The 9,088-nt window shown below is 72.7% G+C and carries 6 protein-coding genes; all 6 read left to right on the top strand.

The window, feature by feature from the left end; translation table 11 throughout:
* Positions 1-7 precede the first annotated feature (7 nt).
* Positions 8-841, top strand: a complete 834-nt coding sequence (locus ACWFR4_RS10360; protein ID WP_453651901.1) for a MetQ/NlpA family ABC transporter substrate-binding protein — start codon at positions 8-10, stop codon at positions 839-841.
* 130 nt (positions 842-971) lie between these two features.
* Positions 972-1,619, top strand: coding sequence for a GNAT family N-acetyltransferase (locus ACWFR4_RS10355; protein ID WP_453651899.1), 648 nt, complete (start codon positions 972-974; stop codon positions 1,617-1,619).
* An 81-nt stretch (positions 1,620-1,700) separates the two neighbouring features.
* A complete protein-coding gene (gene cbiE, locus ACWFR4_RS10350) occupies positions 1,701-2,912 on the top strand; it encodes a precorrin-6y C5,15-methyltransferase (decarboxylating) subunit CbiE (RefSeq protein WP_453460381.1) in 1,212 nt (403 codons plus the stop codon).
* 355 nt (positions 2,913-3,267) lie between these two features.
* The gene (gene cobT / locus ACWFR4_RS10345; protein ID WP_453651897.1) at positions 3,268-6,768 is read left to right on the top strand and encodes a nicotinate-nucleotide--dimethylbenzimidazole phosphoribosyltransferase; all 3,501 of its coding nucleotides are present in this window, start codon (positions 3,268-3,270) and stop codon (positions 6,766-6,768) included.
* A gap of 167 nt (positions 6,769-6,935) precedes the next feature.
* The gene (cobA, locus tag ACWFR4_RS10340) at positions 6,936-8,171 is read left to right on the top strand and encodes a uroporphyrinogen-III C-methyltransferase (protein WP_453651895.1); all 1,236 of its coding nucleotides are present in this window, start codon (positions 6,936-6,938) and stop codon (positions 8,169-8,171) included.
* 88 nt (positions 8,172-8,259) lie between these two features.
* Positions 8,260-9,087 carry a TrmH family RNA methyltransferase gene (locus ACWFR4_RS10335; protein WP_453460373.1) on the top strand — a complete coding sequence of 276 codons (828 nt, stop codon included), beginning with the start codon at positions 8,260-8,262 and terminating at the stop codon, positions 9,085-9,087.
* Position 9,088 lies beyond the last annotated feature (1 nt).

Genomic DNA, 9,088 nt, shown 5'->3' with positions numbered 1-9,088 from the left:
CGCCGCGATGCGCACCGTCACGATTCCCGCAGCCGTCATCGCCGGAGCCCTCGCGCTCGGCCTGACGGCCTGCGGGTCCGGCGACTCGGGGTCCGGCTCCGGCGACAGGAGCGGCAAGCTCGTCGTCGGCGCCACCCCGACGCCGGCCGGCGAAGTCCTCACGTACGTACAGCAACACCTGGCGAAGAAGGCCGGACTCGACCTGGAGATCAAGGAGTTCACGGACTACGTCCTGCCGGACACCGCCCTCCAGGACGGCACCCTCGACGCCAACCTGTACCAGCACAAGCCCTACCTGGACGACTTCAACAAGTCCAAGGGCACCACCCTGAGCGCGGTCGCCGAGGTGTACCTGCCGCCCATGGGGGTCTACTCCAAGAAGGTCGACGACGTCACCGAGCTCCGTAACGGGGCGACGGTGGCACTGCCGAACGACACCACCAACGAGGGCAGGGCGCTCGAACTCCTGGCCTCCAAGGGCGTCATCGGGCTCAAGAAGGGCGCCGGCGCCAACGCGAGCCCGCAGGACATCGCGTCCAACCCGAAGAAGCTCGTCTTCAAGGAGCTCGAACCGGCCCAGCTGCCCCGCTCGTTGGGCGACGTCGACGCGGCCGTCATCAACAACAACTTCGCGCTCGACGCGAACTTGAGCCCGAAGAAGGACGCCATCCTCGTGGAGTCCGTGAAGGGCAACCCGTACAACAACGTCCTCGCCGTCAAGAAGGGCAACGAGGACGACCCCAGGGTCAAGAAGCTTGCCACGCTGCTGACTTCGCCCGAGGTGAAGAAGTTCATCGAGGACAAGTACCAGGGCTCGGTGCTTCCGGTCACCGCCGGCTGACACCACCCGCAAGCACCGCACCTTCACGGGGTCCTCTTCCGCACCGGGAGAGGACCCCGTGGTGCAGTTACGTGCCTTCATGCTGCATGCTGGGCACTTCACCAGGCCATGAAGGTTACGGAGCGGCGCCATGACTACTGGTACTCGGGGCTTCCCGGACATCTCCATCAGCACGGAGCGGCTGGTCCTGCGCGCCCTCGAGGAGGACGACGCCCCCGCTCTCGCCGAGATGATGAACGACGAGATGGTCGCCGCCTGGACCTCGGTGCCCCAGCCCTTCGGTGAGGACCAGGCCCGCACCTGGATCGCCCAGTACGCCCCCACCGAGCGCATCGCGGGCCGCGGCCTCGACCTGGCCGTCACCGAGTTCCTCACCCAGCGCCTGGTCGGCATCGTCCAGCTCAGCAAGACGAACTGGCACGTGGGCTCCACGGAGCTGTCGTACATCATCGCGCCCTGGGCCCGCGGCGAGGGTTACGCGTCCGAGGCGGCGCTCGCCACCGCCCGCTGGCTCTTCCGTGAGCAGGGCCTGGAGCGCCTGGAGCTGCGCACCGCGGCCGACAACACCGCCTCCCAGCAGGTCGCCCAGAAGATCGGCTGCATCAGCGAGGGCGTCCTGCGCAACGCGTGCATAGCGCGTACCCGTACCGAGGACGGCGGCTGGGAGGACCTGCGGACCGACTTCATCGTGTGGAGCCTGCTGCCCGAGGACCTCGACGGCGTCTCCGACGAGTTCGCCGAGACCGGGGGATACACGGCCTTCTCGGACTGGAACTGACCCCAAAGGTCGCACCCAGGTACACCAGGTACGCTCACCGAGCCCGTTCGACCCGCGAGAACCCCCAGGAGACTGACGACGATGGCCGACCGGGTCACGGTGATCGGCTGGGACGGCTCGCCCCTGACCGCGGCGGCACGCTCCGCCCTCGGCGCCGCCACCCTCGTGGCGGGCGCGGGCCACCACCTCGCCCTTCCCGAGGTCCAGGGCCGCGCCGAGCGGATCAGGCTCGGCAGCGTTTCGCTCGCCGCCCGCCGCATCGCCGCCCACCGCGGCACCGCCGTCGTCCTCGCCGACGGAGACCCCGGCTTCTTCGGAGTCGTACGCACCCTGCGCGCGCCCGAGTTCGGCCTCGAGGTCGAAGTGGTCCCCGCCGTCTCCTCCGTGGCCCAGGCCTTCGCCCGCGCCGGCATGCCCTGGGACGACGCCCAGGTCGTCGTCGCCCACCGCCGCACCCTGCGCCGCGCCGTCAACGTCTGCCGCGCCCACCCCAAGGTCGCCGTTCTCACCTCGCCCGGAGCGGGCCCCGCCGAACTCGGACTGCTCCTCGAAGGCGTCCACCGCACCTTCGTCATCTGCGAGGAACTCGGCACCGACCGCGAGCAGGTCACCGTTGTGACCAGCGACAATGCCGCCGACCACACCTGGCGCGACCCGAACGTCGTCATCGTCATCGGCGGCCCGACCGCCCCGTCCGACGACAGTGCCTGGCTCGCCGGAGGCGCCCCCTCGGCCATCCCGCGCGGCTGGGCACTGCCCGCCGCCGAGTACGGCGGCCGCCTCGGCGAGGGCGAGACCGAGCCCCTGCGCGCCGCCCAACTCGCCCGCACCGGACCGCGCGTGGGCGACCTCGTCTGGGACATCGGCTGCGGCAGCGGAGCCTTCACCGCGGAGGCCGCCCGCTTCGGCGCCGCCGTCATCGCCGTCGACCGCGATCCCGACGCCTGTGCCCGCACCCTCGCCACTGCCCGCCGCTTCGGAGTGCAGCCGCAGATCGTGCACGGCACGGCGCCCCACATCCTCGAAGACCTGCCCGAACCCGACGTCGTACGCATCGGGGGCGGGGGAGCGGCCGTCGTCTCCGCCGTCGCCGACCGGCGTCCCGAACGCATCGTGACGCACGCCGCGACACGCGATGCCGCCGAACTCATCGGCAGGGACCTGACGGAGCACGGCTACCGGGTCGAGTGTTCGCTCCTGCAGTCCGTCGAGCTGGACACTCGCGCCTGGACCGAGAAGGAGCGAACCGTGGGGTTCCTGCTCTCCGGGGAGTTGCCCGACCGCAACCCGTGACCCCGTCGCTCCGGGGCGCGCGGTAGGCTGGCCGATCGTTGTACTGCACCTGGACGTCCGGCTTTCCGTCGGTCAATGTCCGGAAAACGCGCCACTTTTGGGGTGCGTGTGGTACGGCAGGACCGGAGGATGCGCAACGTGGCGCAGTCCACAGCGGGCCGTGCCCGATCCAGGTGCGGTGGCAGCCGGCCGACCGGGACAATACCTGTTGTCCTCAGCCGGCTCGTGCCGCACGGCACTCACGCTCGTTCTTCATGACGGGCGGTCGGTGCGCCGCTCCGGTCACTGGGGTCGCATCCCCGGCCGACGGCCGGGGGCTGCCGAAGAAGCACTAACCGATGGGCGAGGGGTACGCATGACCGACACCGGCCAGGTTCCGGGCGAGGGGCTGCCGGAGAACGCAGGCACGGTGGAACAGCCGGGCGTCCCCGCCCCGGGTGCGTACACCTTCCTCGACCCCTCCGAAACCCCCACCGAAGACGACGATCTGCTGCTGATGCCGGGTTCGCAGGGCGCCTGGGGCGAGCCGCAGGCCGCCCCGATGCCCGCCCCGCACGAGCCGGGCCCGCACGAGACGGCGGGCCGGGACAGCGGCCAGGTCGACCTGAACGGCGTCCGAGTGCCGGGGCCCTCGCCCGCCCCGCACCCCGGGCCCGCGCGTCGCCCGCTGCACATGGGCCCGCCCGTGCCGGACGGCACGGGCAGCCCCGTCCGTTCGCTCGCCGACCGCGGCCCCGCGCACACACCGCCGAACCCCATGCCGGTACGTCAGGCGGCCCCGTCCACCACGGAGCCCGAGTACCTCGACATCCCGCGCGACGCGACGGGCGCCCCGGTGCCGCAGCTCGGTGAGATCCCGCCGCAGGGCGCCGCTCCCTGGGGCGCGCAGGCGCCGCAGCAGGGCTTCGAGGCGCCCGCCGCAGAGGTCGCACAGGAGCTCGCACCGGAGGCCGCAGCAGAAACGGTCGTGCCGGACGCCACTCCCGTCGCACCGGCCGCCCCGACGCAGCAGACCGTCGGCGACGCCCCCGTGTTCGCCCAGGCGCCGCATCATCCGCAGGACCTGCGGGACCCGCACGCCGCGCAGGCTGAGCAGACGCCGGAGGGCACGGTGGCCCCGGAGTTCGCCGTCCCCGAGGCGGTGCCGGTGTACGCGGCGGCTCCCGACGGTGTCCTGTTCGCCGAGGAGCAGGCCGCGCCGGCCGAGTACGCCGTCGACTACTCCTCCGCTCCGAACGGTGTGCAGTTCGCGCCGGTCGCGCAGGGCCCCGAGGACGCGCAGTTCGCGGTGCAGTCCGAGCCGGTGGCCGCCTACGCAGGGCATCAGCAGATGGCCGCGCACCCCGGTGAGCTGCCCGTCGGCCCGCACTCCGGCCAGTTCGCCATGGCGCCCGAGGCGGTTCAGGGCCAGCACTTCCCGCAGGCTCCCGCCGAGGGTCCGACGGACCAGGCGGCGCAGCCGCTCGGCCAGTTCGTGCCCGTCGAGGGGATGATCCCCACCACGCCGCACCTGGCGCCGACGCCGCCGCAGCACATGGTCGTGCCGCCGCTGCCCGAGCCCGCGGCCGAGTTGCCCGAACCGGTGGCGCCCGCCGCCCCGGCTCCCGTCCTCATCGACGAGGGCCCCCAAACACCCGACGCGGACCAGGTCCCCCAAGCGCAAGAAGCACACGAAGTCCACGTGGTATCCGAGACACACGAAGCGCACGCGGTCGACGACGCGGCGCACGCGATGAACGAAGCGCACGCGATGAACGAAGCGCACGCGACGAACGAGCCGCAGGCGACGCACGAAGCCCTTGAGCTTCCCCAGGCCGCTGAGATCCCCGAGGCGGCTGAGCTCTCCGGGACCGCCGGGGCGTTCGAGGCGCCTGAGGCGTTCGAGGCGCCCGCCGAGGCCTCTCCCGTCCTCCCCGACGCCGTCGCCGAGACCCCCGTCCCGGCCGAAGTGGAGCCGGAGTCCGCTCCCGAGGCCGCCGAGCCCGTCGCGGAGACGGAGCAGGTGCTCGTGGAGGCTGAGCCGGAGACCCTCGTCCCCGCCCCCCGCGAGGCCGACCCCGCCCCCCAGGACGTGGCGGACGCGACCCCCGAGACGCTGCCGGCCCCGGCCGACGACCTCGCGGGCCCGGCCGCTCCCGGCTACGACGAGGCCGAGCGCGAGGCCGTCCTGCGCGTCATGCGCGAGCGCCGCGACATCCGTAACGGCTTCCGCAGCGACCCGATCCCGCACGACGTGCTGCTCCGTGTCCTGGAGGCCGCCCACACGGCGCCTTCCGTCGGCCACTCGCAGCCCTGGGACTTCGTCGTCATCCGCTCCGCGGAGACCCGGCGCACGATGCACGAACTCGCCATGCGCCAGAAGGACGCGTACGCCAAGTCCCTGCCCAAGGGCCGCGCGAAGCAGTTCAAGGAACTGAAGATCGAGGCCATCCTCGACACCCCGGTGAACATCGTCGTCACCGCCGACCCGACGCGCGGCGGCCGCCACACCCTCGGCCGCCACACACAGCCGCAGATGGCCCCGTACTCCTCCGCGCTCGCCGTCGAGAACCTGTGGCTCGCGGCCCGCGCCGAGGGTCTCGGCGTCGGCTGGGTCAGCTTCTTCGACGAGCGCGAGATGGTCCGCACCCTCGGCCTGCCCGACCACCTCGAGGTCGTCGCGTACCTCTGCGTGGGCTACGTCGACGAGTTCCCGGACGAGCCCGAGCTGATGCAGGCCGGCTGGTCCAAGCGCCGCCCGCTGTCCTGGGTCGTCCACGAGGAGACGTACGGCCGCCGCGCCCTGCCCGGCGAGGACCCGCACGACCTGCTCGCCGAGACCGTCTCCAACATCCGCCCGCTGGACGCCAAGGCGCTCGGAGAGGCGTGGGAGCGGCAGAAGCGGATGACGAAGCCGGCCGGCGCGCTCGGCATGCTGGAGATCATCTCGGCCCAGCTCTCCGGTCTGTCCCGGATGTGCCCGCCCCCGATCCCCGAGCCCGCGGCCGTCGCGATCTTCGCGGGCGACCACGGCGTGCACGCCCAGGGCGTCACCCCGTGGCCGCAGGAGGTCACGGCCCAGATGGTCGCCAACTTCCTGGGCGGCGGCGCGGTCTGCAACGCGTTTGCGAACCAGGTCGGTGCCGAGGTCTGCGTCATCGACGTGGGCGTGGCGAGCGAGCTCCCGGCGACCCCGGGCCTGCTGCCCCGCAAGGTCCGCGCCGGCACCGCCGACATGACCACCGGGCCCGCCCTGAGCCGTGAGGACGTCAAGGCGGCCATCGAGGTCGGCATCGAGACGGCCCGCGACCTCGTCGCGGCCGGCAACAAGGCGCTCCTCACCGGCGAGATGGGCATCGCCAACACCACGGCGTCGGCCGCCCTGATCTCGGTCTACACGGGCGTCGACCCGTCCGAGGTGACCGGTCGCGGCACGGGCATCAACGACGAGACCCACGCCCGCAAGGTCGAGGTCGTCCGCCGCGCGCTCGACCTCCACCAGCCGGATCCGGCCGACCCGATCGGCGTCCTCGCCGCGGTCGGCGGCCTGGAGCACGCGGCGATGGTCGGTCTTCTCCTGGGCGGCGCGTCGCTGCGCACCCCGGTGATCCTGGACGGCGTCAGCGCCGGAGCGGCCGCCCTGGTCGCCCGCGCCGTCGCCCCCGAGGTCCTCGCGGCCTGCATCGCGGGCCACCGCAGCGCGGAGCCCGGCCATGTGGCGGCCCTGAACAAGCTGGGCCTGCGCCCCCTGATCGACCTGGACCTCCGCCTCGGCGAGGGCACGGGAGCACTCCTCGCCCTGCCGATCGTCCAGAGCGCGGCCCGTGCCATGCACGAGGTGGCGACGTTCGACTCGGCGGGCGTCACGGAGAAGTAGCAGGGCCGAGGGCGGCAGCCCTCACCGCCACAGGGGCGGGCCGGGACACGGGTCCCGCCCGCCCCGTACGCTGAACCCGCACGTCAAAGGCCCGCTCCAGCGCCGAAGCGAGCCTCGTACAGGCATCACCCGTCACACGCGCCACCCGCACGAGGAGCCGCACGCCCATGGCCGCAGAACACCCCGCGTACCCCGTAGGCCTCCGTCTCACCGGCCGCCGCGTAGTCGTACTCGGCGGCGGCCAGGTCGCCCAGCGCCGCCTCCCGGCCCTCATCGCGGCGGGCGCCGACATCCACCTGGTCTCGCCCACCGCGACGCCCTCGGTGGAGGCCATGGCGGACGGCGGTGAACTCACCTGGTCGCGGCGCCCGTACGCGGACGGGGACCTGGCCGACGCCTGGTACGCCCTCATCGCCACCGGCGACCGCACCGCGAACGAGGCGGCCTCCGCCGAGGCCGAGCGCCACCGTGTCTGGTGCGTCCGCTCCGACGACGCCGACGCGGCCACCGCCTGGACGCCGGCCACCGGCCGTTCCGAGGGTGTCACGGTCGCCGTCCTGACCACCGACGTCGCCGGCCGCGACCCCCGCCACACGGCGGCCGTGCGCGACGCGATCGTCGAGGGCCTGCGCGACGGCACGCTCGTCGCCCCGCACCACCGCACCCGAACCACCGGCGTCTCCCTGGTCGGCGGCGGCCCCGGCGACCCCGACCTGATCACCGTCCGCGGCCGCCGTCTCCTCGCCGAGGCCGACGTCGTCATCGCGGACCGGCTCGGCCCCCGCGACCTGCTCGACGAACTCCCGCCGCACGTCGAGGTGATCGACGCGGCGAAGATCCCGTACGGCCGGTACATGGCCCAGGAGGCCATCAACAACGCGCTCGTCGAGCACGCCAAGCAGGGCAAGGCCGTCGTACGACTCAAGGGCGGCGACCCGTACGTCTTCGGCCGCGGCATGGAGGAGGCCATCGCGCTGGAGGCCGAGGGCATTCCGTACACGGTCGTCCCCGGCATCTCCAGCTCGATCTCCGTCCCCGGCGCGGCCGGTATCCCGGTCACCCACCGCGGCGTCGCCCATGAGTTCACCGTGGTCAGCGGCCATGTCGCGCCCGACGACGAGCGCTCGCTCGTCGACTGGCCCGCACTAGCCAAGCTGCGCGGCACCCTCGTCGTCCTCATGGGCGTCGACAAGATCGGCAGGATCGCCGAGACCCTCATCGCGCACGGCAAGTCCGCGCAGACGCCGGTCGCCCTGGTCCAGGAGGGCACCACGGCCGCCCAGCGCCGCGTGGACGCGACCCTGGAGACGGTCGAGGAAGCCGTCCGCGCCCACGAGGTGCGGCCCCCGGCCGTCATCGTCATCGGCGACGTCGTCGCGGTGGGCCCGCGGCACACCGCGTGACCCGTCACGAACCCCCACACGTAACCAGCGGTAACAGAACTCGCTCCGAGCCGTTGGCACCGCACCCAGGACAAGGCAGTATCAACCTGTGGCTGAAGCTCAAGGTCTCATCACCATCGAAGATCCCGACGACCCGCGCCTGCGCGACTACACGGGCCTGACCGACGTAGAGCTCCGCCGCAGGCGCGAGCCCGCCGAGGGCCTCTTCATCGCCGAGGGCGAGAAGGTGATCAGACGGGCCAAGCAGGCCGGGTACGAGATGCGCTCCATGCTGCTCTCAGCCAAGTGGGTCGACGTCATGCGCGACGTCATCGACGAGGTCCCGGCCCCGGTCTACGCCGTGAGCCCGGACCTCGCCGAGCGCGTCACCGGCTACCACGTGCACCGCGGTGCCCTCGCCTCGATGCAGCGCAAGCCGCTCCCGACCGCCGACGAACTCCTCGCCACGCAGCGCCGCGTCGTCGTCATGGAAGCGGTGAACGACCACACGAACATCGGCGCCATCTTCCGCAGCGCGGCCGCGCTCGGCATGGACGCGGTCCTGCTCTCCCCGGACTGCGCCGACCCGCTCTACCGCCGCTCGGTGAAGGTCTCCATGGGCGCCGTCTTCTCGGTCCCGTACGCACGCCTCGAATCCTGGCCCAAGTCCCTGGAGTCGGTACGCGAGGCGGGCTTCAGCCTGCTCGCGCTCACCCCCGACGAGAAGGCGAAGAGCCTCGACGAGGCGGCCCCGCACAAGATGGACCGCGTGGCCCTGATGCTCGGCGCCGAGGGCGACGGCCTCTCCACCCAGGCCCTGGTCGCCGCCGACGAATGGGTGCGCATCCCGATGGCCCACGGCGTCGACTCGCTCAACGTGGGAGCGGCGGCCGCGGTCGCGTTCTACGCGGTGGCCACCGGCCGCCCCCGGTCCTGAC

This window comes from Streptomyces sp. NPDC055140, from assembly GCF_053607285.1.
The sequence above is the reverse complement of the archived record's forward strand: the minus strand, read 5'-3'. Positions and strand labels throughout refer to the sequence as shown.